General features: G+C 41.8%; 19 protein-coding genes, 1 pseudogene and 1 CRISPR repeat array. Of the genes and pseudogenes, 5 read left to right on the forward strand and 15 right to left on the reverse strand.

Annotation, left to right across the window (positions count from 1 at the left end; genetic code table 11):
• Positions 1-61 precede the first annotated feature (61 nt).
• Positions 62-1,492 carry an NADP-dependent phosphogluconate dehydrogenase gene (gndA, locus tag H6G92_RS22255; RefSeq protein WP_190895800.1) on the forward strand — a complete coding sequence of 477 codons (1,431 nt, stop codon included), beginning with the start codon at positions 62-64 and terminating at the stop codon, positions 1,490-1,492.
• A 296-nt stretch (positions 1,493-1,788) separates the two neighbouring features.
• Here gndA and H6G92_RS22260 read toward each other — a convergent pair whose 3' ends face one another.
• Both H6G92_RS22260 and cax read right to left on the reverse strand, forming a co-directional pair.
• Positions 1,789-2,928 (reverse strand): serine/threonine-protein kinase, encoded by a 1,140-nt coding sequence (locus tag H6G92_RS22260; RefSeq protein ID WP_190895802.1) that lies wholly within the window; start codon positions 2,926-2,928, stop codon positions 1,789-1,791.
• Between the two features lie 118 nt (positions 2,929-3,046).
• Positions 3,047-4,168: a calcium/proton exchanger gene (gene cax, locus H6G92_RS22265; RefSeq protein WP_313889988.1), complete on the reverse strand. Its 1,122-nt coding sequence runs from the start codon at positions 4,166-4,168 to the stop codon at positions 3,047-3,049.
• A 496-nt stretch (positions 4,169-4,664) separates the two neighbouring features.
• Between cax and H6G92_RS22270 the strand changes: the two genes are divergently transcribed.
• Positions 4,665-7,382 carry a DUF3536 domain-containing protein gene (locus H6G92_RS22270; RefSeq protein ID WP_190895807.1) on the forward strand — a complete coding sequence of 906 codons (2,718 nt, stop codon included), beginning with the start codon at positions 4,665-4,667 and terminating at the stop codon, positions 7,380-7,382.
• Between the two features lie 348 nt (positions 7,383-7,730).
• Here H6G92_RS22270 and H6G92_RS22275 read toward each other — a convergent pair whose 3' ends face one another.
• The 5 genes and pseudogenes from H6G92_RS22275 to H6G92_RS22295 form a co-directional block, all read right to left on the reverse strand.
• Entirely contained in the window at positions 7,731-7,976 is a 246-nt protein-coding gene (locus H6G92_RS22275) for a hypothetical protein (protein ID WP_190895809.1), read from the reverse strand.
• A 36-nt stretch (positions 7,977-8,012) separates the two neighbouring features.
• Positions 8,013-8,257, reverse strand: a pseudogene (locus H6G92_RS22280) (HNH endonuclease).
• Positions 8,258-8,264: 7 nt separating this feature from the next.
• Positions 8,265-9,362, reverse strand: coding sequence for a Gfo/Idh/MocA family protein (locus H6G92_RS22285; RefSeq protein ID WP_190895921.1), 1,098 nt, complete (start codon positions 9,360-9,362; stop codon positions 8,265-8,267).
• Positions 9,363-9,688: 326 nt separating this feature from the next.
• Positions 9,689-10,156, reverse strand: coding sequence for a DUF4870 domain-containing protein (locus tag H6G92_RS22290; RefSeq protein WP_190895811.1), 468 nt, complete (start codon positions 10,154-10,156; stop codon positions 9,689-9,691).
• A gap of 73 nt (positions 10,157-10,229) precedes the next feature.
• On the reverse strand, positions 10,230-10,394 hold the full coding sequence (locus H6G92_RS22295) for a hypothetical protein (protein ID WP_190895927.1): 165 nt from the start codon (positions 10,392-10,394) through the stop codon (positions 10,230-10,232).
• A gap of 151 nt (positions 10,395-10,545) precedes the next feature.
• On the opposite strand from H6G92_RS22295, the gene H6G92_RS22300 reads away from it, so the two are divergent.
• A complete protein-coding gene (locus H6G92_RS22300) occupies positions 10,546-12,057 on the forward strand; it encodes a BamA/TamA family outer membrane protein (protein WP_190895813.1) in 1,512 nt (503 codons plus the stop codon).
• 396 nt (positions 12,058-12,453) lie between these two features.
• Positions 12,454-13,802: a CRISPR direct-repeat array (repeat unit 37 nt; unit sequence ATTGCAATTCATTAAAATCCCTATTAGGGATTGAAAC).
• Between the two features lie 577 nt (positions 13,803-14,379).
• On the opposite strand, the gene H6G92_RS22305 is transcribed toward H6G92_RS22300, so the two are convergent.
• The 6 genes from H6G92_RS22305 to H6G92_RS22330 all read right to left on the reverse strand — a co-directional run bounded on the left by H6G92_RS22305 (position 14,380) and on the right by H6G92_RS22330 (position 21,078).
• A complete protein-coding gene (locus H6G92_RS22305) occupies positions 14,380-15,468 on the reverse strand; it encodes a sensor histidine kinase (protein WP_190895815.1) in 1,089 nt (362 codons plus the stop codon).
• Positions 15,469-15,473: 5 nt separating this feature from the next.
• Entirely contained in the window at positions 15,474-16,184 is a 711-nt protein-coding gene (locus H6G92_RS22310; RefSeq protein ID WP_190895817.1) for a response regulator transcription factor, read from the reverse strand.
• 259 nt (positions 16,185-16,443) lie between these two features.
• A complete protein-coding gene (locus H6G92_RS22315; protein WP_190895819.1) occupies positions 16,444-17,139 on the reverse strand; it encodes a LabA-like NYN domain-containing protein in 696 nt (231 codons plus the stop codon).
• Positions 17,140-17,697: 558 nt separating this feature from the next.
• Positions 17,698-18,777 (reverse strand): fatty acid desaturase, encoded by a 1,080-nt coding sequence (locus H6G92_RS22320; protein ID WP_190895923.1) that lies wholly within the window; start codon positions 18,775-18,777, stop codon positions 17,698-17,700.
• 218 nt (positions 18,778-18,995) lie between these two features.
• Positions 18,996-20,048, reverse strand: a complete 1,053-nt coding sequence (locus tag H6G92_RS22325; RefSeq protein ID WP_190895821.1) for a fatty acid desaturase — start codon at positions 20,046-20,048, stop codon at positions 18,996-18,998.
• Between the two features lie 208 nt (positions 20,049-20,256).
• Positions 20,257-21,078 (reverse strand): acyl-CoA desaturase, encoded by an 822-nt coding sequence (locus H6G92_RS22330; RefSeq protein WP_190895823.1) that lies wholly within the window; start codon positions 21,076-21,078, stop codon positions 20,257-20,259.
• Between the two features lie 85 nt (positions 21,079-21,163).
• Between H6G92_RS22330 and H6G92_RS22335 the strand changes: the two genes are divergently transcribed.
• A complete protein-coding gene (locus H6G92_RS22335; protein WP_190895825.1) occupies positions 21,164-22,399 on the forward strand; it encodes a methionine gamma-lyase family protein in 1,236 nt (411 codons plus the stop codon).
• 54 nt (positions 22,400-22,453) lie between these two features.
• Positions 22,454-22,693 (forward strand): hypothetical protein, encoded by a 240-nt coding sequence (locus tag H6G92_RS22340; protein ID WP_190895827.1) that lies wholly within the window; start codon positions 22,454-22,456, stop codon positions 22,691-22,693.
• Here the strand turns inward: H6G92_RS22340 and H6G92_RS22345 are convergent.
• A complete protein-coding gene (locus H6G92_RS22345) occupies positions 22,679-23,872 on the reverse strand; it encodes an NAD(P)H-quinone oxidoreductase subunit H (protein ID WP_190895828.1) in 1,194 nt (397 codons plus the stop codon). The genes H6G92_RS22340 and H6G92_RS22345 overlap by 15 nt on opposite strands.
• Positions 23,873-24,360: 488 nt before the next feature.
• On the reverse strand, positions 24,361-25,275 hold the full coding sequence (locus tag H6G92_RS22350) for an AraC family transcriptional regulator (RefSeq protein ID WP_190895830.1): 915 nt from the start codon (positions 25,273-25,275) through the stop codon (positions 24,361-24,363).
• Positions 25,276-25,301: the final 26 nt, after the last annotated feature.

A 25,301-nucleotide genomic window follows, 5' to 3' on the forward strand; every position in this document is an offset into this window, starting at 1 on the left:
CGGAAAATATCGGACTACCCTTATAGGTAAAGGATCTGCAAGAGTTAGCCAGAAATTTTTTATGACACTACAAAGCTTTGGTGTGATTGGATTAGCCGTTATGGGTGAGAACATCGCTCTAAACGTGGAGCGCAATGGCTTCCCAATTGCAGTTTACAACCGCTCCCGAGAAAAAACGGATGCGTTTATGGCGCAGCGTGCTACAGGACGGAACGTCAAAGCCGCCTTTACTCTAGAAGAATTCGTCGCCTTATTGGAACGTCCCCGCAAAATCTTAGTAATGGTGCAAGCTGGTAAACCAGTGGATGCGGTGATTGCTCAACTCAAACCCTTGTTAGAGGAAGGCGATATCATTATCGACGGTGGCAACTCTTGGTTTGAAGATACGGAACGACGCACTCAGGAATTAGAACCCGCAGGGCTTCGGTATCTTGGTATGGGTGTCAGTGGCGGTGAAGAAGGAGCGCTAAATGGGCCTTCACTGATGCCTGGAGGTACAACAAGCTCTTACGAATATCTATCGCCAATTTTCAACAAAATTGCTGCCCAAGTCGATGATGGCCCTTGTGTAACCTACATTGGCCCTGGTGGTTCTGGCCACTATGTAAAAATGGTACACAACGGCATTGAGTACGGCGATATGCAGCTAATTGCTGAAGCCTACGACTTGCTGAAAAATGTCGCTGGATTAGACCATAATCAGCTACATGAGGTGTTTGCTGAATGGAACACCACCGATGAACTCGATTCATTTTTGATTGAGATTACGAAGAATATCTTCCCATATATTGACCCAGAAACAAAAAAACCCCTGGTGGATTTGATTGTTGACGCAGCAGGTCAAAAGGGAACTGGACGCTGGACTGTGCAAACTGCATTGGAATTGGGAGTTGCTATTCCCACAATTACAGCAGCAGTTAATGCCCGGATTATATCTTCGATTAAAGAGGAGCGGGTTGCAGCATCTAAAGTCCTCACAGGCCCCAGTGGCAAGTATGACGGGCAAACTAAGGACTTTATCAACAAAGTCCGTGATGCTCTCTATTGCTCAAAAATCTGTTCTTATGCTCAAGGGATGGCCTTGCTATCTACAGCTTCAAAAACATATAACTGGAATTTGGATCTGGGCGAAATGGCGCGGATTTGGAAAGGTGGTTGTATTATTCGCGCTCGCTTCTTGAATAAGATTAAGAAGGCTTTTAGCGAAAATCCAGCTTTGCCTAACTTGCTGTTAGCTCCCGAATTTAAGCAGACAATTCTTGACAGACAGACAGCTTGGCGGGAAGTGATTGCAACAGCTGCAACAGTGGGAATTCCAGTACCTGCATTTAGCGCATCCTTGGATTATTTTGACAGCTATCGCCGCGATCGCTTGCCTCAAAATCTAACTCAAGCACAACGCGACTACTTCGGCGCACATACCTACCTGCGTCTTGACAAGCCCGGAAGTTTCCACACTGAATGGGTACCCATTGCTGAAGCCGAGAAGTAAACTTTCGTACATCTAAATTTTCAATTTATTGAGAAAGTTTAGACTGTTTCAGAATAAATATTACAAGTGACTCTGAAACTCAGAGTCACTTTCTTTTTAATGCTGAGTTAAATGCAAAATAAAACTGCTGTATCTTATTGATTGATTTTAAGGCAATACGCTTGGGTTAAGAGTTATTGGTGTAGGTAATTGGTCTTTGAAGACGCGAGAAATCGCCGTCTCTTAATTGGTCTTTGAAGACGCGATAAATCGCCGTCTCTACAAGTGTTTTGGTCTTATCTGAACTGTATTAGATTTTAAGGATTATTATTACCAAGATATTTGGCTTTTAATTGTTCTAATTCTTCATCTATTTTATTTGTACTAGAAGGCTGAGATGTGGGATTTGGTGGCTGTATTTTATTTGGTTGAGGTTTGCTGCTACCCAAAAACTGGGTTTTCATTTCCTCTAATTCTTTCTCAAGTTGACTCGGAGATTTCGATACAAAAGCGGCTGGAGATTTGAGTGGTGATTGAGGGATAGGTTTTGGTGCAATAGCTGGTGTGGCTGCTACTTGCGACTGGTGATTTAAATCGTTGAGAACTTCATCTACTGTTTGATAACGCCGAATTGGAATACTTTCTAGCATCTTGTTGAGAATGCGACTCAACTGATTACTGATGGGAGTTTGCAAGTATTGCTGCCAAATCCAAGTATCGTTATTAGTATCATAAGAATCGAAAGGCGATCGCACTGTTAATAAATTAACACAAGTAGCCCCCAAACTGTAAATATCGCTGGCAAAGACAGCCCTACCTCTCATTTGTTCAGGGGCAACGTATTCTGGACTACCAATACTTGTACCAGTTTGATTTAAGGCAGCGCCAGTGGCAGATTTAGCAGCACCAAAATCTACTAATACTAGTTTGCGATCGCTTTCGCGCAAAATAATATTTTCTGGCTTAATATCGCGGTGAATTACGTGTCTGGCATGACAAAATTGCAAAACTGACAATAAATCATTTAATAGTTGCTGGATTTGTATTTCATTGAAAGCACCTCTATGCGCCAATTCCTGAGCTAAGTTTTTCCCGTCGATAAATTCTTGTACAAGATACTGCCGATCTTCTTGAGTAAAATATGCGAGTAGTTCGGGAATTTGAGGATGTTTACCCAATTCATCTAACTGCACCGCTTCTTGGTTAAATAACTCTACGGCTTTTGCAAGAGTGTTAGTGCCTTGAGATTGGGGATAAAATTGCTTAATTACGCAGCGTGGTTTTGAGGGCTTATCCTCATCCACAGCTAAGAAGGTTTTGCCAAAACCACCTTGTCCAATTGGTTTAATAGCACGGTAACGTTCTTTGAGGAGTAACTTAGAACCGCAAGCCTGGCAAAACTTGACATGATCAGGATTTTCAGGCTTGGGACAATGGGGATTAAGGCAGTAGCTCATACAGGCGATCGCTCTTATATCTCTTTATTTTACTGGCGTTGAGGGTGGGGAACTTTTGCAAATGGGTTAAACTATGAGCGATGTCTATGACGAGCTACGCCTACGCACTGCTAGCTAACTACCCTATACCTTGTATAACTGGATGGAAGTAGAAGGCGAACCCCAACACTGTATAGGTAGCTAATAATAAAGTGCCTTCAAGCCAATTGGACTTACCATCAGAACTAATACTGTTTGCAATCAACACTGACGCAACCACAGCTACTAATTCAAAAGGTTGGAAATCCAAATCCATTGGTTTACCCATTACCCGCCCTGCTATAACTAACACGGGTGCGACAAATAGGGCAATCTGCATACTTGATCCCACAGCTACCGAAAGGGAAAGATCCATTTTATTTTTCATTGCCACGGTGACTGCTGTGGCGTGTTCAGCCGCGTTACCGACGATGGGAACCAAAATCACCCCTGTAAACAGCGCCGTTAAACCTAGCTGAGATGTGGCCACCTCCAGAGAATCGACCAACATTTCTGACTCAATTGCCACCATTAAGGTACATACTAGCAACACGCCAACCCACAACATCATATTTGGTTTAGCATGAGGGATTTCCTCTTCTTCTGTCTCTGCTACACCCACATCATATAAATAGGAGTGGGTTTTCATCGAAAATAGCAGAGTTAAGGCATAAACCAGGATTAACACTACAGCAACAGCAATAGAAAAATTTTGCAGTGTTTGTTCGTTAATTCCTTGAGAGGTATAATTCATCGCCGTTGGCATCAAAATAGCAATCACCGCCAAATTCATCGAATCAGCATTCACCCGCGCCACAATTGGTTGAAATGTCTGTTCTTTGTAGCGCAGTCCTCCCAAAAGCATGGAAAAACCCATCACCAGTAGTAAGTTGCTAATAATCGATCCCGTGATACTGGCTTTGACTACATCTATTAACCCAGCGTTCAGCGCCACTAGGGCGATAATTAGTTCCGTCGCATTGCCAAAGGTGGCGTTTAATAAGCCCCCCATTGATGGCCCTACTACGACAGCAATTTCTTCTGTGGCTGTACCCATCCAAGCTGCTAAGGGCAAAATTGCTAATCCAGCTGTAATGAAAACTATCAATTCTCCCCACTCTAGAAAGTGGGCTGCTACAGAAACCGGGATAAACAGTAATAAAGCGAAAAGAATAATGTTTTTGGTTGACATTTGTTGTCTTGAGTTGAGGGTATCATTCACAGCGAGCAATCCTAAATTTTAAATTTGGAGTGTTGAATTAACAATTACTTTCACTCAGCACTCCCATAGGATACTCTCAACCGTCTGTAGAGCAATTCAGAAATTGTACTGTTTTCAGTTCACTGCTGTGTATGTAAAATTAAATTGCGATATAATTAGATTCTGTAATTTTTTGTTGCAAAACTATGAATTTGAGCAAAAGTTTTACACCAAAAATGGGGTTTAATATATTAAAAGACAATTAAAATTTTGATTGGCGCTGCTAACGAGAAAACCCCTAACTGAGGCTTTGTTCAATGGCTAATTATTTTGAGCCTTCAGGGAAAGGGCTGTGCGATAACGCAGATTTCCCACTACAATAAAAACGCTTTGTCAAAAATTTGGTTGGATTCCATAGTTGTTGTTTATACCGGATTTTGTGTGAAAACCATTGTAGAAAGGTTTATGCACAATGTTTTCGGTGCAACTGCAAGTTTTTTGTTTTGGATAAATATACATGACTTCTGCTGCTGAAATGCCAGCTAGCTCTGGCTCAACGTTAACATTACATTCAGATCCCAAAAACACCAAAGAAACCGATCCCCTGAGAAAGGCTAATGGTGTTTATGTGACGGTGCATGGTCATTTTTACCAGCCACCAAGGGAAAACCCTTATCTGGACGCAATTGAACGCCAACCGAGCGCTGCACCTTTCCATGACTGGAATGAGCGGATTCATTGGGAATGCTATCGCCCGAATGCTTTTGCCAGAGTCTTAAATGACCGAGGCGAAGTGGTGAAGATCGTCAACAATTATGAGTATTTTAGTTTTAATATTGGCCCAACGCTGATGTCGTGGCTAGAACGCTACGATGTGGAGGTTTATCAGCGGATTTTAGAGGCGGATGCCAAGAGTAGCGATCGCTTGCATGGTCACGGCAATGCGATCGCGCAAGTATACAATCACATCATCATGCCCCTGGCGAACGAACGCGACAAATATACCCAAATTCGCTGGGGTAAAGAAGACTTCCGCTCCCGCTTTGGACGCGATCCCGAAGGAATGTGGCTAGCGGAAACAGGTGTAGATTATGCCACCCTAGAAGCTCTGGTTGCTGAGGGTATTCGCTTCATTATCCTTGCACCATCTCAAGCACTGCGTTGCCGTCCCGTCCCTACTCCAGATCATCCCCATCCTGAATGGCACGAAGTCGGTGGTAGTCAGATTGATCCCACCCGTCCCTATCGTTGTTATTTGAAGCCCACGCTAGACACTTCTTCTTCACCTCTAAGTGCTATCACCACTAGCCCCAAGGATGATAGTACAGAAGAATTACCCTACATTGATATCTTCTTCTACGATGGGCCGATATCGCGGGACATGGGTTTTAGTGATGTTGTTTATAATTCCAGTCACTTTGCCGGACGTATTGGCTCGGCTGTGCGTGGGGATCATCGGCCAACACAGTTAATCTCTGTGGCGACGGATGGAGAAACCTTCGGACATCATAAGAAGGGAACTGAGAAAACTTTAGCCTACGCCTTTACCAAAGAGTTTCCCCAGCAAGGTTGGACGGTGACGAATTTCGCCCACTACCTCAGCCTCAATTCTCCCGGTTGGGAAGTGGAATTGAAGTCAGTCACAGCCTGGAGTTGCGCCCACGGTGTAGATAGGTGGCAAGATGACTGTGGTTGCGGTGGAGAAGGCAGTATTTGGCATCAGAAATGGCGTCGTCCTCTGCGGGATGCCCTAAATTGGCTGCGAGATCAGCTAACTGAGGTGTATGAAGAACATGGTAGGCAGTTATTTCGTGATCCCTGGCAAACACGAGATGAATATATCCAAGTGATGCGCGATCGCACTGCTACCAATGTCAACCGTTTCCTAGCCCGTCATCAAACCCACAAACTAACCGCAGCCGAACAAGTAGACGCACTACGCCTATTGGAAATGCAGCGTCACGCTTTGTTGATGTTCACTAGTTGCGGTTGGTTTTTTGAAGAAATTTCCCGTCCAGAGGGGACACAAATTCTGCGCTACGCCGCCCGTGCTTTGGAATTAGCAGGGGAAGTGGCTGGCGTGCAGTTGGAAAAAGGCTTCGTCAAACGTCTTGGTTTAGCCCCCAGCAATGTGGATGACTTCAAACACGGTGGCGAAATTTATCGGCAACTCGTGTTAACTGCCCAGCTTGGCTTTAAGCAAGTAGCAGCCCATTACGCTATTACTTCTCTGTTTACAAATCAGAAACCAGCACAGACGCACAATTCTTTGCCTAGAAAAGATGCTGCTGATAAACAGTCTCAGCGTTACCACAAAAAGGTTTATTGCTACGCTGCTAATGAGCTAGATTACCAGCTGCAACGTATGGGATCGCTAACTCTGGCTGTGGGAAATTTAAAGCTGGTATCAGAGATTACTTGGGAAAGCGAGCATTTGGTATTTGCGGTTCTCCATTTGGGAGGCTGGGATTTCCACTGCTGTATTCAACAATTTACTGGGCGGCGTGACTACAGCCAATTAAAAGAAAAGCTGTTTGGCGCACTAAAACAAGCTAGTGCAGCTCATACTATCTTGGCGATGACGCAGCTATTTGGCGAAGAAGCTTTCAACTTGCAAAATCTATTTGCTGAAGAACGCCACCGGATTATGCGACTGCTTAGTGAGGAAACGCTGACACGCTTAGGACAGTTGTATACCCAAGCATACCGTGATAATTACGGTGTGCTGATGGCGTTTCATCGAGATGAAATAGCAGTACCACAAGAATTGCAGGTAGCAGCCGATATTGCTTTAGGGCATCGCTGTTTGATGACATTGCGATCGCTTGAGCAAGATATCGCTGATCCCCAAAAGAGTTGGAGTCACATAATAGAATTGGAAGCGATCGCTACTGAAGCAAAACATCTGCGTTGTCGGCTGAATATTCCCGACGGTAAGCAGATGTTAGAACAGTTAATTGCGCGATCGCTCTGGCAATTGTTGCATGATGCTAATGGTAGCTTTAATGCAGATATCCAACTATTGGAGAGATTGATTGATGTCGGGGATCAACTAAATATTGACATTTCCCTACAGCGATCGCAAGAACTATATTTTAGTTGTCTGCACAGTCAGATCGCGCCAGTGTGTATCACTAGCGTTGGGAATGAAGGAGATAATCAGTGTCTTCAGTTACTTAAGTTGGGCAAAAAGTTAGCCGTTGATGTTAGCATGATCTCAAATCAGTTGGGATAGATGTAGACACGCACAGCGGTGCATTGATATCAACTTAAGTGAGTTGGGGGAAATTTTCACACACAGAGAAGGGGATAATTATCCCCTTCTCTTTTTGATTTGCTTGATTATGATGTCCGCCAAATCACCCATAATACAATACAGTTCAGAATGAGCAACAAAACCCAGATGTAGAGACGCGATTTATCGCGTCTTGAAAGACCAATCATCTACACCAATAACCCTTAACCCAAGTGTATTGACCCATAAGAAGCATTTTTTGGTATGGACTTCAGTCACCAAAGCCAGGACTTTAGTCCTTACTACGAACGAACATTTTTTATTCCGCTTGATTAACCGGACATGATATTACTTAACCTGGGAGCGATCGCAATGGTAAGGATAAAGCCATTCACACTTGAAGAGTCCGTGGGTATGTTTCTCAAAAAAGGTTCCTGCATGGCGGCCAGGTGATATATCGATCCCAGCTTTCGTTTTAATCTCATATAGCCAAGGAAAGGCTACTACTAAAATAGCTATGACAGCGAAGAGGTAGAGAATCGTAGTTCTAATATTCAGAAATCTTAGGGAATTGCTATTGTGATTTTGAGGCATAGATCGTGAGAGATTAATAGCTCATCCAATCCTAACCTAAAGCTGAAAATATCGCTGGAAGCGGGAATCAAGGTTGCTTGATTTCTGCTGATTGCACGTTAAACAGAGGGTTTGTAGATTGCTAATATCATTTTACCACCACGGAAGAGGGGAATAATATGGTCAATACTGAGATTAGTTTCTTCAGTGGTTTTACCGCAACTTTGGCATTGGTATTTGTCACGTTTAAAAACATATTTCTTTACTTCCGGCGGGATACGAATGCGAGGAGTTTTGCTCATTTTTACTTTAGTTGCTAAGAAATCCTTCCAAGCTTGGTACGTCTACCCAGCTTGCTTTTGTATGAGATTCATGGGATAAATCCATCAACAACTGAGAATAAATTCCTTCTCGCAGCGATGGTGTAATTTCCTGATTGCAGTTAATTCCTTGTACCCATTGGTTTACTACACGGATAAATGCAGAAATGCGTCCATCAGCATAATTTTTGGGAAAAATTAACCGATTCGGTATTTCTATTTCCGTTAGGGGTTTACCTGGCTGGGAAGCCCAAACACGAAAGCCGTGTATATAGTCTTTTTGATTTTCACTACCTACTATTAATGTACCGCGATCGCCATATACTTCTATCCAATGGGTTCTTGGTGCGTGAACAACTGCACTGATAGAAAGTTGGCAAGGTGTACCATCTGCTAATTCCAGCGTTAATATACAGTTGTCATCTGTATCCACTGGCTTAGATTCTCCACTAATAGGGTCAACTCGTGTGGGAATAGCAGTACTCAAATGGGCGTTTAATCTACGGACTGGCCCGAATAACCAGTGAATGTAATCGAAGGCGTGGGAACCCAAAGATCCTAATGCACCGCCTCCTTTAGCTTTGTCAGAATACCAATTCCAAGGGCGTGAAGTATCAGCACGAGAAGAACCTAACCAATCAATTTTAATTAAACGCAATTTACCCACATAATCTTCTGACAATAATTCAGCAAATAACTGCCATGCTGGTACAAAGCGAAATTCAAAGTCTACAGTCGCAATAACACCTTTTCTTTTAGCTAACTGATAAAGTTCTTTAGCCTCAGATGCATTTAAGGTTATAGGTTTTTCTAGTAATAAATGTTTCCCCGCTTGCAGTACAGTTTTTGCCATTTCATAATGCAAAAATGGCGGTGTAGAGATGCTAACTGCTTGCACTTCTGGCAATGCCACAATATCTGTAAGTGAGTCAGAGGCGTGGGGGATCTTATGAGATTCTGCTATAGCTTTAGCTTTATTTATATCTCGGTGATAAACAGCAACTATCTCAGTCTGAGGATGTGCTTGGAATCCAGGGATGTGGACTTTTTGACCAAATCCAGTGCCTGCGATCGCAATTCCAATCATATCATTATTTACTCCCATATTTGTATATTTTACTATTCACTTAATAATATCATTTTGTCTATGATATCTAATATATCCGAGTCTTTACTTGTATAAAATTTTTTAGCGAGTAATTTTTCTGATTGCCTAATATTTTCAAAATCCTGTAGAAAATTCTTGGATGATAGGTATTAACGTCACTTAAAGTATCATTGCGAAATTATGGAAATCTAAAAAGTCTTAAGTTTGTATCATGCTAATGTATCTCATTACATAAGCAATAAGGTGTAAAAATTTAATGCTTTTTCAAAATTGTAGATGTTAAATAACAGACGTTTAATCATTTTTTACCGTAAAACTCTAATTGTCAAAGGATAACGATAATACTCACCCTTGTAAGCTTTTATAGCGGCAAAAGTCACTACAAACGATTGTAGTACAAGTTTAAATAGAATTAATGACGTAAGTACAATTAATAAGCTATCTAAAGTATTTTTGATCTCATTACTTGAACCATTGATAGTTACTGCTCGACCAAAGGTAGTTAAGACTATAACTAAAGATATGGCTATAATAATTAAGGTATATATTGTTAAAGAAAATTGAAAATTTATTGATTCCTTGCCTTGTAAATCAATCCAGGGATATTGTGTTTTTTTAAATAGCCAAATTATTAGTGGAGCTAAAAGATTTAAGGGTAAATATAAAGGGATACCAATAAATACTAAAAAAAACACTAATATCCATCCTAATAAAGCCGATAAATGACACAAAGTAGCCCATATACGCATTTGCTGTTTAGGTTTTTCTCTCATGGTTTTTTATTTGTAAGTGGATTTAGCAGATAATTCTCCATTGTAATTATCTATAAAAAAGCCAAATAAAAGCTTAAAACCTGAGTATTCCTCTGTCATAGTATTCGGAAAGAGGTTCTATTTCCCAAACTATACCTTTTTCTGGCAGCAGCGCAACTTCTAAACCTTTGAGGACTTTATCAACTTGAGCGATGGCGTAACCGCCCGCCGGAGGCGATGGTCTCCGACCGGAGGTCATTGCAAGCTGAAAACCATCTGACAGTTTATACTGAGTACTGGGAAAACAAGCAGTTGGCTTTTGCAATACCCAATAGCAAGGATCATATAGAACTTACGCATAAGATATCCGCTCTATGTCGTAAACTTAATAACACTAACGGATTTTCAATATGCGAGTTCAAATAACTGTAGTTGCGATCGCAGTAATGTTAGTGGGCGGGAAAAATCCAGAGGCCCTCGCAGACTCGCAATTTTCTACTCAGGATGGGTTTAGTAGTATTGCGACACCGGAAGCTACGATCCATATAGAGGGGGAGTATGCCAAATATGGTAATTATATAGGAGCGACTTCAGGAGATAGCCAGACGCTTGTATTTTCCCAAAAAGTTGTCAAAGACATCCAGATTCGTTTTATTAATGACAAAGATGAGTTGCTCGATGACAAAGGTCAGCCCATCAAAGGGCGTACTCAGACAGATTTTATCATTGGTCTGCTGAGACTCAAACCTGGTCAGGTATTCCGTGAAGATTTACTTCAAGCAGACTTGCAACGATTGAGAAGATTAGAGTCATTTAATCAAGTAAATGTTGAGCGAGAAGAAGATGCCTCCAGTGTTAATATCATCTATGAAATCAAAGAACGTGCCTTCCCTTCTCTAATTTTAGGAGGCGGAAATAACGATGATGTTGGACTATACGGTCGGGTGGGTTACAAAGATGCAAATATCAGCGGTCTTAACGATGAATTAGATACAACTGTGCAGTTCAGCAGTGAAGATGTCCAGTTTAATGGTCAATTCATTAGTCGTTATCGTCCTGGAGAACCAAACCGCTTAGGCTATAGCATTAGAGGTTTTCGTAGTCGAAATATATCGGGAACCTTCAACGAAGATATCAGATTGTCTAACGGCAACAAAGTGCGGGAGGGAAGGTTTGGCGGTTCTGTGGGACTCTTACAATCTTTCGATGATTGGGATACAACTGTGGCTCTCAACTATACCCGGATTAGCCTACGCGATCAAGAATATAACGTTGCACAGGTAGATAGATTAGGGAGTCCCCTATCTGTCAGCGGTACTGGTATTGATGACCTATTTACAGTATCATTTGCTGTATCCAGAGATCAACGCGATCGCCGAGATAATCCGACTCAAGGATCAATCTTCACCCTCAGCACAGAACAAGCGATTCCCATTGGACTGGGCAATATTTCTAGCAATCGCCTACAGGGAGACTATATTCAGTATTTACCAGTTAGTTGGATAGGTAATGGTAAACCGACCGACAATCCAGAAATGTTGGCAATTAATTTACAAATTGGCACCACAATTGGAGACTTTCCACCAGCGGATGCCTTTAATATTGGTGGACTAGATTCTGTCAGAGGTTATGGTTATGGTAAAGTTGCCAGTGGTCGCAGTTATGGTTTAGCTTCCGTGGAATATCGTTTTCCAATTTTCCAGTCAATCGGAGGAGTTATCTTTACTGACTTCGCCTCAGATTTCGGGTCTAGCGAAACCGTACTAGGAGAACCAGGAGTACTGCGAGACAAACCTGGAAGTGGCTTTGGTTACGGCTTAGGATTGCGAGTCAAGTCATCCTTTGGGCTGATTCGAGGTGACTTAGGAATTAGCGACCAAGGAGAAGTTAGATTTGAAGTTACTACAGGTCAGCGATTTTAACTTTTTCTAAATAAATACACTTCGCTTCAAACTTAGATTAATTGCTTCTGGAAGTAGATGCTTCCAAGATAAGAATGAAGCGATCGCCCATTTTGGTACTATTGAGCAAGTTGCATCGGGCGTTGTCATTCTCAACCTAAACAATGCGCGGAAGGGTAGGTGTACAAATTTCACAGCGCCAAAAAAGTGCTTCTATCCCAACTCCAGTAAGGCTTTTAAACCATTATCTGCCGAATCCTCATCCGCGCAACCTTTGAAATGCTTATCAATATACAATTTCAGCCTTTAAACTTTCCTAATGCTCTTTCCAAACGAATTCTCTAATGCTATGATTGCCCTTGAATCGCGCAACCGCACCTTGAAAACTAAATATAGCTTGGCTTTCCGGCCCCCGCCATTGCAATTCATTAAAATCCCTATTAGGGATTGAAACAGCAATTTCATTACTAATCACATCGCTCAAAATTACATTGCAATTCATTAAAATCCCTATTAGGGATTGAAACAGTTTGGCTCTGGAAAGTCTCTCTATCAATTAGAGCTTATTGCAATTCATTAAAATCCCTATTAGGGATTGAAACACCAATTTCATTACTAATCACATCGCTCAAAACTACAAATTGCAATTCATTAAAATCCCTATTAGGGATTGAAACACCTACCCCACTGCCACAATCATGAGTGGCAACTTATTGCAATTCATTAAAATCCCTATTAGGGATTGAAACACTTCACTACCTACGGGAGAAGAAGCGACTGTAATAAATTGCAATTCATTAAAATCCCTATTAGGGATTGAAATGCAAAATTAGCTCTGGATGCTTAAATTGTTAATTGCAATTCATTAAAATCCCTATTAGGGATTGAAACTTCAACTCTGGCTTTTCATCTTTATAATTATTCAATTGCAATTCATTAAAATCCCTATTAGGGATTGAAACAGCATCGATGCAGAGCAATCCCTCCCAAGTTCCACCGGATTGCAATTCATTAAAATCCCTATTAGGGATTGAAACGTACTATTCTCGATGCTGCGGGTGCTCTTGAGAAAGAGGATTGCAATTCATTAAAATCCCTATTAGGGATTGAAACAAATTATGCTTATTGCTGAGATGGGGGCGGGTAAAATTGCAATTCATTAAAATCCCTATTAGGGATTGAAACGAAAAGTTCAAAGCACTCTAAATATACTGATTGAAGAATTGCAATTCATTAAAATCCCTATTAGGGATTGAAACAGTTTCCCGCTCAAAGCTTGAGGAAGAAATACGGATTGCAATTCATTAAAATCCCTATTAGGGATTGAAACACAAAGCCCAAAGGATAAAGTAGGTACCGAGGATGATTGCAATTCATTAAAATCCCTATTAGGGATTGAAACGTAGGGGAATACTCACACCGAAATCTAATCGCCACATTGCAATTCATTAAAATCCCTATTAGGGATTGAAACGGGTTGCAGTGCAAGAGCTAAGGCTTTATTGGTGGATTGCAATTCATTAAAATCCCTATTAGGGATTGAAACATCACTTTTAATTCCCCTGGCATTGATAGTCAAAGATTGCAATTCATTAAAATCCCTATTAGGGATTGAAACAAAACCCTGAAAGCGTCATCTTGATTTTGAATCAATTGCAATTCATTAAAATCCCTATTAGGGATTGAAACGGGAGATTTTGATAATTTAGAATACGCTTGGTGGCTGCAAATTGCAATTCATTAAAATCCCTATTAGGGATTGAAACTGACACTAATACCATTTCACTTTAATAATAATGATACAAATACACTGGTAAGGGCATGGCAATGCCATGCCCCTACGATAAATCTATATGTATCAGGATTTTTGTGAATTGATATAAGTCTTTGGCGGATTCTGCAAGCAAGGCTATTGCGGATTTTGCCCCTTGTCTGGCTAAAAGGAAAATAGCAAGAGAGTGTCAATTGCTCAGTCTTAGGAACGATTTTGAGGGAACAGATAGGCGATCGCAGCATAACCCGAAACACTAAGAAAACTAACCAAAAAAGCAGCCAGAAGAAAAGTAGACATAATATTACACTTATGCATTTCCAAAATCTCGGCATCCATCAAAAAACCTAGATTTCGGATACTTTCAAATTAGCAATTGGGTATGACACAGCCGTGGCTACCTTGTGTCAATCCCTTGTATCTCATATCATGTCCGCTTAATTAGTTATTATTCAGGGCATCTATGCAAAAATCTTAAAACTCTCTTTCCCCCTGCTCCCTGCCCCCAGCGAGAAATGCGGTCTTAATGATAAGTCTTTTACCGGACATGATATCAAGGGTTTTGACTTAACTTAAGCCAAAGGCAGAAAAAACCGAAACGTACTGCCAACTCCTAACTCGCTTTCTACTTGAATCTGACCGCCTTGTAGTTCAATTAAACGACGGGAAATAGTTAAGCCAACACCCGTGCCTCCCGAATGGCGATCGCGCGATTGGTCGGCTCGCCAGAAGCGTTCAAACACATGAGGCAAATTTTCTGGAGCGATACCAATGCCTGTATCTATAACCGCAATCCAGAGTTGAGATGCTTCAGTCCCAGCACGAACGGTAATTAAACCTTCATTAGTGTAACGCACTGCATTACCTAGTAAATTAACCAATACCTGTTCTGTGCGGTCAATATCTGCCAATACAGGAGGCAGCACAGATGGACATTGTAAGAGCAGAACTGGCCCATCTTCCAACAATTGGTCGGTGAATTTCTCCACTAATGACTCTAACAACGGACGCAGATTTACCTGTTGTATATTAATTGGTAGATAACCAGCTTCTGCCTTAGACAGTTCTTGTAAATCGTTTACCAAGCGCTCTAACCGCCTAGTTTCTTTAGCTAAACGCCGATAGATTTCAGGAGACGCTTCAATTTCCCCATCAGCCAGTTCTTCCAGGTAACCGCGCACCACTGTTAACGGTGTTCGTAGTTCATGGGTCATATCTCCAATCACTTCTCGCCGCCGTGCTTCAACCCCTTCTAAACTGGCTGCCATCCGATTGAAACTAGCACTCAGTCCACTGAGTTCTGGAATGTCAGACACAGGTAATCGTGCATCCATCTGACCAGCAGCAAATTTTTGGGTGATTTGTTCCATCTCGGTCAACCGCTGCATAATCCGTCTGGACACCCAGTAACTCAATCCTCCAGCTGCGGTGGTGCCGGCTAAGACTGACCAAATAGTGCTTCGTTGCCAAGCAAGTTCAAATCCTGTAACTAATTCAGTACGGATATTGATTAAATCGAACCCTCGATTTTCTAATCGTTCCAAATGCAAGACAAACAAGCGGGGAGAAGAGATTTTGCTGATGCTCACCAGACTAGCTACCCCCACTATCATCACCACTAAGTGGGAGAAAAATAGGCGTGTTCTCAGCCCCATCTTCATAACATTTACGCTACCAGAGGATCTTCAAATTTATAGCCCACCCCAACAACAGTTTTAATAAAAGTAGGATTTGCCGCATCAGGCTCAATCTTTTTTCGCAATCTAGCTACATGAGTATCCACCACTCGTTCATCGCCAAAAAAGTTATCTCCCCAAAGTTTATCAATTAGTTGAGTGCGGTTCCAAACTCTACCAGGATTGCTGACAAAGGTGGTTAGTAAGTTAAATTCTAGGGTAGTTAAGTCCAAAATTTCCGGTTGTTGAGAATTCAACTGACGACTGGCAGTTCGCTGGTCTACATCGACAATAAAGTGTTGGGTACGATTGATTTGATGTTGTCCTCCTTGGCGGAGACTACGCCGCAATAGTGCCCTCACCCTAGCTACCAACTCTCTGGGGCTAAAGGGTTTAACCATATAATCATCAGCACCAGTAGACAAGCCAATAACGCGATCGATTTCCTCACCCTTAGCCGTGAGCATTAAAATGTAAGGATCTTTTACACCTGGTTTTTGGCGAATTCTAGCACAAACTTCCAACCCATCCAAATCAGGAATCATTAAATCTAGAATGATTAAATCAGGTGGTTGCTCCTGAAACATCCGTAAAGCATTCATACCATCGCGGCTAATGCGACAAAAAAATCCTTCTTTTTCTAAAGAGAGTTTGATTAAATGAGCAATTTCTGGTTCATCTTCAACTATTAAAATATCCATTTCAATTAATAACAAGACTTGGAAAAGGCTTGGGGCAAAATTCCCTTGTTAAACATAGGTAAACTTGCGCCATAGTATTGGCTACTTTAAGCTCATCCCAACTCTAAAAGGGGATGGGATTTCACTTTGACTGATGACAGTTGACGGTTAACAATCATCAGTCATCTATGGATGGGGATTCAAACCCCACCCAACCTGATAAATCTTCTACAGACTTGCAATAACTCAGTAGAGATTTCGATAGATTTGAAATAAAGTTTTAAAGATTTGAATTTGAGGGCGTGCGATAACTATAGCCAACATTAGAATCTTTTTGAATGTGTGCTTTAATACTATCGAGATCAATGAAGCAGTCAGCAACATCAATCAAGCTTTCGCTAGTAGTAGTTTGTAGACTAACCACTTCTACTCGCACCCCCATTCTGCTGACAGCGTTCACAGCATAGGCTAGATCCCCATCTCCACTGACTAAAACCGCAGTATCATAATAAGGAGCTAAAGTTATCATATCTACAGCAATTTCTACGTTCAGATTTGATTTTTTGAAATTCTCTGCTGGTTGCATGATATCTTTAGCTACTACACGATAGCCATTACGACGCATCCACAATAGAAAACCCTGTTGCTTTTCATTGCTTATATCAACCCCAGTATAGAAGAAAGCACGCAACAGCCTTGAACCGTTAGTTAAATGACAAAGCAATTTAACATAATCAATTTCGATGCCGAGTTGTAAAGCTGTATGAAATAGGCTTAAGCCATCAATAAAAATAGCAACTCGACCACGATTTAAGCTATTGAAAATCGAGCTATCAGTTGCAGTATCTTGCATCTTGTTATCTTTACCTTTGACAGCAGTATCGTTCAAATTTTGCCCTTGCCAATGTGGTTTAGCTTTGAGTACTTTAGGTTCTTTAAATTCATTTCTTTGTTTGCTAAGATTAGTTATAATCATTGATACCTCTGATTTTAAAGTGGGAATAGTTTTGGGTAAATTGTCTATACTATAGTCTGTGCTGATTTATAACCCTAGAAGGTAATGGTATTAAGCCAATACATACAGATAAACTTAACTGGCGCTCAACAGGATTAAAAGTAGACAGACCAAGGGTTTTTCACTCTTGTCAGGGTTTGTTTAAAGAGATATTGCGTCTGTCCACAGATATGTTAATCTTCACCCACCCAGACAGCAAGAGTTTGGAGAAAATAAATCCTTCTGTAAGGGTAGGGGCAAGAATCCACAAACATCATCTATCTATATTTTATTTTACAGCCAGGAAGTTGAAATTTACCGCAGACTAAGGACGTTCAAATATTGACAAAGTTAGAATCACCAATAATGTAATATGCAATCGCCCCTCAAAAGGTAAGTTTAGTAAGGTATTTAGGTAATCTTTAATGCAGTTTTTTTAAAGTTTATCTTAATGAGGGAGTACTCAACAGTTAAGAGTCAGAAAGCACTGACGAATATATAAGATTCCCGACTTCTTGAAATAAGTCGGGAATATGAGTCTTAGCCTTTAGCTAACTTATTGTTGGATGTGTAGTAAACCTTACTACCAGTATCAGGGACAAAATGGCAGCTGATACATGAATTCCATACTGACTTCCAAATCGGTTCTTCCGATTTGTGGAAATACTCACCCATCACTGGTTTTATTGCCTCAGTTGCCTTAAGCAAATTGTAGTGAGGGATGTTAAGGAATATATGGTGAGCAACATGAGTACCAATATCGTGATGGATATGATTAACTAAACCATAATCACGGTCAATACTAGAAATTGCGCCTTTAAGGAAAGTCCAATCTTCTCCACGATACCAGGGAAGGTCTGGCTCAGTGTGGTGTAAGAATGTCACCAAATCTAGCCAAACTATGAACACAAGGTAGGGCACAGCGTAATATTTCAGCAACCACATCCAACCCCATTGGTAGGTGAGGAAACCTAGCAAACCTACCATGCCAATCAAAAGTACAGTACTAGTGATGACATCCCATTTTTCCGATGGTTTGAAAAGTGAACTACTGGGCAAAAAGTGGGAGCCTTCTTTATTAGGAGAACGCTTAAACAAATACACAGGATAAGCCAAAAGAAAAACATAATATCTGCCGATCTTTTGGGCTAAAGGCATCTCCTTGTATTGTGATTCGGTCACAGGATACCAGCTTTCATCGTTATCGATATTGCCAGTATTTTTGTGATGAGTTCTGTGACTAATCCGCCAACCATGATAAGGAACAAGTATTGGTGTATGAGAAAGATGTCCAATCAAATCATTGAGCCATTTCTGCTTAGAAAAAGATTGGTGTCCGCAGTCGTGTCCGACTACAAACAAAGCCCAAAACATCGTTCCTTGCATTAGCCAGAAAATCGGGAAGAAAAGCCAAGAATCCAGGTAATTAGCTACTGCATAAAGCAGACCGATAATCAGGATGTCACGAAAGAAGTAAAAAAGTGATTTTGTTACATTGGGCTGAAAGCATTCAGCAGGAATTGCAGCTTTTAAATCCTGAAGAGTGAAAGGTAATTTAGTCGTATCCTCAGACGTTTCACAGCCAGGAGGATTATTGAAACTGATGGTATCTAATTGCACTGGATTCTTTTGTTTAGATATAAATCGGAACTTGATTTGAGACAAGATAATCTCATCTCTAGGATGCCCACGACACTAGCGATCGCTAACACACAAGAGGATAATTTCTGGCAATTTATCTAAAATTTTATTCAGTAAACAATTGCCAGATTCTATTAAAACACAGCATGATAAACGCTCTCGTTGGTTCAAGAGCGGGAGTGTAATCACAGTGCTATTTATTGCTCTGTGTAATGTTCGTTGAAAGTCTTATAGCCAACATCAGTTGTGTACAGTTGACACTCATCTGTAATCTGCTTCATTAAAGGCCAAGAAAATTGACACTCATTATGCAGATAAGGCTGCCAATTTTCTTTGATGCTGCTGTAAGCTAGCCGCAAATTATAAGAAGGAATAGCAGTGGAAATATGATGAGGGACATGAACGTTGATATCGTGGCACAAGATTTCTACCCAACGCGGATAATCGCAATGAATAGTGCCATTTAGCTGTGCTAGAGCTTCGTTCCACTTATTCGCTGTCGCAAAAGGAACATCTGCGGCAGTGTGGTGAACAATAGTAAAAGTACTCATCCAAAAATGGTAAATCATCCAGGGCACTAGCCAAAACTTGACAAATCCCCAGATACCAGTTGTGGCGATGAGAATCGGAAAAGCGATCGCAGCAAACACAACTACTACAGCCACAGAAAGCTTGATACTTGATTGGTCTTTAGTTTTGAAGTTCCGCCAATCAAAATGCACAACAGCCCAATGTCCAATGGAACCTACCCACCAGAGGCGTTTACGCATAAACAGCTTAAAAGCAGACTGTCGGGTTGTATCCCAATTTTCAAACACTTCTGGTCTGATTGGATGCCAAGCATTGTCCTCATCCAACTTGTTGGTATGAGTATGGTGATAATTATGCTTAATGCGCCAACTGTGAAAGGGGTAAATCAACGGCATCATGAAGAAGTGTCCCACCAAATCATTTACCCAACGACGTTTGGCAAAAGACCTGTGACCACAATCATGGCCAATTACAAAAAAACCTGTTAAAGCAGTGCCCGTAAAAATCCAAGCTAGGGGCAAAAGAAACCAAGGAGTGATGATCAGGCTGTAATAGCCCAAGGCAACTGCCAAGACACTGAGCATTACTTGTGTCCAAGCTTTGCGACGGTTCTGCTGAAAACATTCCCGTGGCAGGGTTTTGATAATATCTTTGAGCCGGAAGTCGGAATTAGCAGGCTCGTCACTTAGTTTCTGGCTATTAATTATTGATGTAGTCATGGACACCTGAAAAACAACAAAATCCTCCACCAAGTTACCAAAAAGCAACTTGCCGCAAAATTTCTTCACATTAGCGCTTCGGATTATAGCAACCTAACTGGTACAAGCGCACCCGTAAATAGCTTTTTGAAAAGTTAGGAGTTAGAAGAGATGAGTTTAAAAAGGTACACGTCCTAACTCTTAACTCCTAACTCCTAACTCCTAACCCCTAACTAGTTTTTGTTGGGGCCAACTTCACATTAGTAGCCAGACCAACCGCTTGTAGCAATTGAACAGTCATCCAAGTTAAATCGATTTCCCACCATTCCAGCCCATGACGAGCTGAGTATTGAAAAGCATGATGGTTATTATGCCAGCCTTCACCGAAAACTAGTACGGCTACCCACCAGCAATTAGTCGATTTATCACCAGAATCATAGCTCTGATAGCCAAATTTATGAGTAGCGCTGTTCACTAACCAAGTGCAGTGGTAAACCCAGACAATGCGAACAAAAATTCCCCAAATAACAAAAGGCCAGCCACCCAGAGCCAAAAGCAATACACCCAGAGCAACCTGGATCAAAATGAAATATTTTTCTAAAAACTGATAAACTGGGTCTTCGGCAATGTCTTTGGTGAAACGAGGAACATCAGCGTGAGCGGGACAATAATGAGTCAGCCAACCCATGTGGCTCCACCAGAAGCCTTTATTAGAATCATGGGGATCAGTGTCAGTATCAGAGTTTAAATGATGAATGCGATGTGTCCCGATCCATTCAATTGGGCCTCCTTGACACGAGAGTGTGCCGAAGAAAACCAATAGATACTCTAGCCACTTGGGAGTTTGAAAACTGCGGTGGGTGACAAGGCGGTGAAATCCTAGAGTAACTCCTAAACCACCTGTTACCCAGTACAGCAAGAAACCCACACCAACTGCCGTCCAGCTAAAGTTACCAGGAACAAAGGCAAATAAAGCGCCGATGTGCAGTCCAATGAAAAACAGGGTATTAACCCAGTTAATTTGAGGTTTGGTTGAAGTAGCAATTGTCATGCAGTAACCTGAATTTGAATTTTCCAGCCTAATCTGCGCGATCTTAAAATCCGCATATCTATAATTTTTTTTGAACGAGGAACTGATGAACAGCTTAGAACAGCTGCGGCAAGCAGAACATGCACTGTTAGAAATTTTTTCTGGAATTGACACTCAGGTCAAGCATAATCTAAAACGAGTGCTGGATGCTTTTCGTAATCACCGTGTAGGCGCACACCACTTTGCTGGGGTAAGTGGCTATGGTCACGATGATTTAGGACGAGAAACTTTAGATAAAGTTTTTGCCGAGGTTATGGGTTCTGAAGCTGCGGCCGTGCGGGTGCAGTTCGTTTCGGGAACTCATGCGATCGCTTGTGCTTTGTTTGGTGTTCTCCGTCCCGGAGATGAAATGTTAGCAGTGGTCGGTTCTCCCTACGATACGCTTGAAGAAGTCATTGGTTTACGAGGTCAAGGCCAAGGCTCCCTTATCGAGTTTGGCATAAATTACCGACAATTGGAGCTAACCTCCGAAGGAACTATAGATTGGCAAGCTTTAACTACTAGTGTGGCTGAAAACACTCGTTTAGTGTTGATTCAGCGTTCTTGTGGCTATTCTTGGCGACCTAGTTTATCAATTGCCGATATTGAAAAAATCGTCCACTTAGTTAAACAGCAAAACCCGAACACCGTTTGCTTTGTGGATAACTGCTACGGCGAATTTATCGAAACAAAAGAACCTACAGCCGTAGGTGCTGATTTAGTGGCGGGGTCATTGATTAAAAATCCTGGTGGTACCATTGTCAGCGCTGGCGGTTATGTTGCTGGTCGCGCCGACTTAGTGGAAGCATCGGCTTGTCGCCTCACTGCTCCCGGTATCGGTAGTTATGGCGGCGCTACTTTTGACCAAAATCGCCTGCTGTTCCAAGGATTATTTCTGGCTCCGCAAATGGTAGGAGAGGCGATGAAAGGGACATACTTAACTGGTTATGTATTTGACAAACTTGGTTATCCAGTGAATCCCGCACCCCTGGCTCCTCGTGGAGATGTAATTCAGGCAATCAAACTCGGTTCTGCCGAAAAGCTAATTGCCTTCTGTAAGGCGATACAACAGCATTCTCCCATCGGTTCTTACTTAGACCCTATTCCAGATGAAATGCCGGGGTATGAGAGCAAGGTAGTCATGGCTGGGGGGACATTTATTGAAGGGAGTACCTTGGAATTATCAGCAGATGGGCCTTTGCGTGAACCGTATGTGGTTTATTGCCAGGGGGGAACTCATTGGACTCATGTAGCGATCGCATTGGAGGCTGCGATTAATGCAATAGGAAGTGCTGGTGATTGATTACAGGATATATTCCGCACGGCATCAGGTTTATTGAGAAATTAGTGAAAGGCGATGCCTACGGCTGGCTACGCCTACGCATTTGTTGATTTGGCGATCGCATTTGTTATTTCGGCGAACCCATTTGTTGATTTGGCGAACCCATTTGTTGATTTGGCGAACCCATTTGTTGATTTAGCGATCGCATTTGTTATTTCGGCGAACCCATTTGTTACTTTAGCGATCACATTTGTTATTTCGGCGAACCCATTTGTTGATTTGGCGATCGCATTTGCTATATTACCGATCTACTGATCCCATGATGATATCGATACTACCCAATACTACAACCAGATCGGCAACCTTCACGCCGCGTAAGATTTCGGGTAATACTTGCAAGTTATTGAAATCGGCGGGACGAATTTTCCATCGCCAGGGGAAGATGTGATCATCGCCAATTAGATAAATTCCCAATTCACCTTTACCACTTTCTACACGAGCGTAAATTTCCCCCTTAGGAATCTTAAAGGTGGGGGCAACTTTTTTGGCGATGTACTGGTAATCAAAGCTATCCCACTCAGATTTTTTCCCTGCTGCCATGCGCTTGGCTTCCAGGTTCTCAAAAGCACCACCGGGAAGTCCTTTGAGAGCTTGGCGAATAATCTTCACTGATTCGCGCATTTCCCGAATTCGTACCAAGTAACGAGCATAACAATCACCAGCAGCATCCCACTGCACTTCCCAGTCAAAATCGTCGTAACATTCATAATGGTCTACTTTCCGCAAATCCCATTTCACACCAGAAGCACGTAACATGGGGCCAGAAAGCCCCCAATTGATGGCTTCTTCACGAGCGATCGCGCCAATGCCTTGAACGCGACGGCGGAAGATGGGATTATTGGTAATTAAGCGTTCGTACTCATCTACTTTGGGAAAAAAGTAATCGCAGAAATCTTCGCACTTGTCTACCCAGCCATAAGGTAAATCTGCTGCCACGCCGCCAATGCGAAAATAGTTATTGTTCACCATCCGATAACCTGTAGCGGCTTCCCACAAGTCATAAATCAACTCCCGTTCTCGGAAGATGTAGAAAAAGGGAGTTCCAGCACCCGTATCAAGTAAGAATGGCCCCAACCATAGCAGGTGATTAGCAATCCGGTTCAATTCCAGCATGATGACACGGATATAGCTAGCACGTTTTGGGACAATAATATCAGCTAATTTTTCTGGGGCATTAACTGTAACCGCTTCGTTAAACATCCCAGCTGCATAGTCCCAGCGACTAACATAAGGTACATACATGACATTGCTGCGGTTCTCAGCAATTTTTTCCATACCTCTATGCAGATAGCCAAGAACTGGCTCACAATCGACAACATCTTCACCATCCAGGGTGACAATCAATCTAAAACACCCATGCATAGAGGGATGGTGAGGTCCCATGTTGAGCAGCATAGGTTCAGTTCTTGTTTCAATCCTTCTGCCGACGGTCATAATTAAATATTTTCCCTTTACCAAAGATTGAAAATGAGTGGCGATGCTTCGCTTTGATCAGGAATGATTTGAAGAAGAATTCAGGAGCCAGAATTCAGGAATGTGTGGATTCAGACCTGCCACTGATTGCACCAAATCGTAGATTTGGTGGTGATTTTAAACCCACTTATTTATCCGCCAATCGTACAGAATTTATTCTGAATTCTGACTCCTGACTCCTGAATTCTGTTTCGATAAAGAGCGAAATTTAGTTAGGAGTTAGATGGAGGCTATTCATAGAGCGAAACACTTTTTATGCTGATTTTTAGAATCACGATCGCAAATCGTGATAGTACAGCGCAGCGTAAATCAAGCTAGATTTTAAAACTGCAAAAGCCTTGATATACAAAACTTTTGACTTTTCATTTCCCCTTTGCGGTACTAGCCTCCATTATTTAAATAATATGGATTGTAGTCTTGTAGATTCGTCCGATTTTTGGACATTTTTCCTATTTTTTATATTTTTGTTCCAGCATTTTAGGGGTAACTCCCATGAGACGCTTGAAGTGGCGATTGAGATGGCTTTGATCGACAAAACCAACTTGACTAGCAATCTCTGCAATGGAAAGTTCTCTTTGAAGCAACAACTGTTTAGCTTTTTCAATTCGACAGCGAATAATATATTGATGTGGAGTCGCACCCGTAGATTGTTTAAACAGTTGTGAAAAGTAATGAGAACTCATTTGGACAACGGCTGCAAGTTCCTTTAAACTTAAGTCTTGGGCTAGATAAGTATTTATATAGTCAATCACGTGCTGCAACTTGTGTTTTGGTAGACCGCCTGAATATTCCCGTAATACAAGTTGCTGTGTACAGTAGTGCTGCAACAGATGAACGATTAGGGCATTTGTCATTGCTTCTGCATATAGCCGACTATCTGCACCATAATTTTCGAGGGCAGATTTGAGGGCTAGCCCAATTTGGTAAACCAGTGGATCGGGTGTGGCAAAGTGTGGTAAAAGTTCAATGCGATCGGGATCGACTGATTCGTAAATTGCATGAGCGAAAACAGTTGGTTCAAATCCTAAAATAATTACACCACCTGCTCTATCCCAGCAGGCACGATGTCCAATGTTAGCAGGGGAGACAAGAATATTACCTTGAATTACTTGCTCACTTTGAAAGCGACCATCGAGCGTCCGTTCTGCCTGAATTGGTGTTGGCACTTCGGTAAAAATAGCAACACCATGCTGTTTAGACAAAACCTCTGGAGTCTCGCCAGCCATTTGCCAGTCGTAAGCAAAATAGACATTATTCCAGTTTGCACTCAAACTGGTCAGAAGTGGCGATCGCGAAAAAATTCGCTTATACCCATCTTCCTTTTCTTTGGAGAAGTCAACAGATAAAGATTCCTTTTCTAGCATCGCTCTCACTGGTTCGACGTTCTTAA

It is taken from the genome of Nostoc foliaceum FACHB-393 (genome assembly GCF_014698505.1).
GTDB lineage: Bacteria > Cyanobacteriota > Cyanobacteriia > Cyanobacteriales > Nostocaceae > Nostoc > Nostoc foliaceum_A.